Genomic DNA, 2,183 nt, shown 5'->3' on the forward strand with positions numbered 1-2,183 from the left:
GACAGAAAAAAATCCGTAGTGCCAACCGACTCCAGTTGAAAATTTTAACTTGTTGAAAAATTGGGGATGTTTGAGATAGGGTCACGAAGTTGGGTTAATAGTAGCCCACAACATTCACCTGAGATTGCGAAGCTCAGATGGAGACGATGTGGCGCATCATTCACAGACACAGTCCGGGGAAAGCTAGGAGGCTGTCCGAGAATAGCGATCGTAGCGAGGGCGAAGCTGGCTGAGCGGGATTTTTCGATCATTTGAGGCGAATAGTGGTTCTATTCAACGAAAAGGTTCGGAAAATCCAGCCAGCCAGGCTCGTCCGCAGTAGATCAGTCTATTCTCGGACAGCCTCCTAGCATGCTATTCATTTTCCAGCATTTTCCATCGATCCAGGAAGGTGCGATACAGCTGATGATTGGTAGAAATCACTATAATCTCATGATTGAGCCAGAGTGAAGGCTTCGTCCAATTGAAGCTGCCAAAAATCGACCACACTTGCCCATGATCCTCTACCAGCACAAACTTCAAATGCATCGGCAGGCCATCGGCAGATCTTCTACGTGTGAAACGAATACCGGCGGCAAACAGGCTTTGCTCCACCTTTGGCGTAACCCGCCTGAATGTCCGTTCTGCAATGATCTCTACGACCGCGCCTCGTTTGGCCAGGCCGACCATCACCTCCACCGCCCGTTTTGTCCTGATATGCGAGGCGGCAATACGGACATGCGCACCGCTTCCGAATTCATTCAGGAACCGAATCACAGGATGCGCTTGTAAACTGGGCCGGAAGTGAATGGTGGTCTCGGTGCTGCGAACGATCTGGTTCGCCTGTTTGGAAAAGCGATACAGCAGCCCGGGAGGAGCCTGGTGCAATTGCCGTACATGTTTCACCAGTGGTGCTACGAGAAGTGGATCATGCAGTCCGACCAGCATATTATGGCCCTGATCCTGATCGCCGATCTCCCGGATGATGTCCTGCCGCTGTTCGAGCGGATTGCCAGATGGATTGAAGGAACCAATAAAAGCGACCGGTGTTGGATGTGAAAAACAGTAGAGTTTCTCATGCAATTGGGGTCGCCACGCTCTTTTGCGAGGCGCGAGCATGCCGGGAAGGGTAACGGTGCGCAGGCGGTCACCCAGCCCGCCTGGCCCTGAAAACAGTCTGATCACCTCATCATTCGCATCCGCTATGCGTGGCTGGCCAGCCAGACATAGCGTGACGCGGACCCCGCGCCTGCGCGCCTGGACGAGTGCCTTGGCAAGTGCCAGATCACGAAAATAATAAGTCGCCCAATCGATCGCTCCCCCAACCGGCACGGCTACGATATGCCGTGCCAGCACATTGCGCAAATAACCAGGATCCCGATCCGGCCCGCCAAAGTGGACTTCGTAAGCTGCTTGCATGCCCCTCCCGCCGAAACTTACCAGACAAGTAGCAACATGGGCTGAAAATAGCACATGGATTTTCCCTACGTGTTTATACGTATTCTTTTCACGGGCGTATTTTAATACGCTGTTCAAATATCGGGGTTTTCTTAAATCTATCGCCTGATCAGGCAATTATCATGGGTGCACAACACACGCCCCGGTATCGTTCGTTGCGCACCCCCCGCATCTTCAACGATCGAGGACAATAACATGGCCAAACCAACTCACACCTCCGCCAATCCGCAAGGCAACGCCAACATCCAGCAACAGAGGACGGCAAGTTCCGAGCATGCTTTGGATAACCAGCTGACGGCCGAAGCGGAGTCCCAGGACAGCATGACCGAATCGCAAGAATTTCCGTCGGATATGGAGATCCAGCAGAGCGGCACCCATGGTCCCCGCAAGGACGATAGATTGAAAAAAATCGTCAGGCAACATCCGAAAAAAGCCATTCCCCAGATTGAAAGCATGGAACCCGAGCAAGCACCGCTCAAGGAATAATGCTGCAACCTACAACTGAATGTCTGGTCATATGCCTGTATGACCCTGAAATCATGCTGTATTTTACTCTGCGCTTAACGCAACGGCAGCGCATTTGACCAGACCTGCGGCTTTACGTATAGTCAGCCCGATATAGAAATATTTCCGACAATTCCAACCCATTTCGTAACTATTCAGCGAAAAAAATGCAAAAAGTGCTTGACAGGGTTTTTGTGTAAAAAAGCAAGATTACCGATACATTTGGAGTTGCCCGTCAGGGC

2 protein-coding genes are annotated in these 2,183 nt (G+C 51.6%); one reads left to right on the top strand and one right to left on the bottom strand.

The genetic code is table 11. The features are described 5' to 3' along the window. Positions 1 to 354 precede the first annotated feature (354 nt). Positions 355 to 1,398 carry a phospholipase D-like domain-containing protein gene (locus BLV85_RS14585; protein ID WP_090415942.1) on the bottom strand — a complete coding sequence of 348 codons (1,044 nt, stop codon included), beginning with the start codon at positions 1,396 to 1,398 and terminating at the stop codon, positions 355 to 357. 234 nt (positions 1,399 to 1,632) lie between these two features. On the opposite strand from BLV85_RS14585, the gene BLV85_RS14590 reads away from it, so the two are divergent. Next, positions 1,633 to 1,923: a hypothetical protein gene (locus BLV85_RS14590; protein WP_090415943.1), complete on the top strand. Its 291-nt coding sequence runs from the start codon at positions 1,633 to 1,635 to the stop codon at positions 1,921 to 1,923. Positions 1,924 to 2,183 lie beyond the last annotated feature (260 nt).

The sequence above is a fragment of the Nitrosomonas halophila genome, assembly GCF_900107165.1.
In the GTDB taxonomy this organism is placed as follows: domain Bacteria; phylum Pseudomonadota; class Gammaproteobacteria; order Burkholderiales; family Nitrosomonadaceae; genus Nitrosomonas; species Nitrosomonas halophila.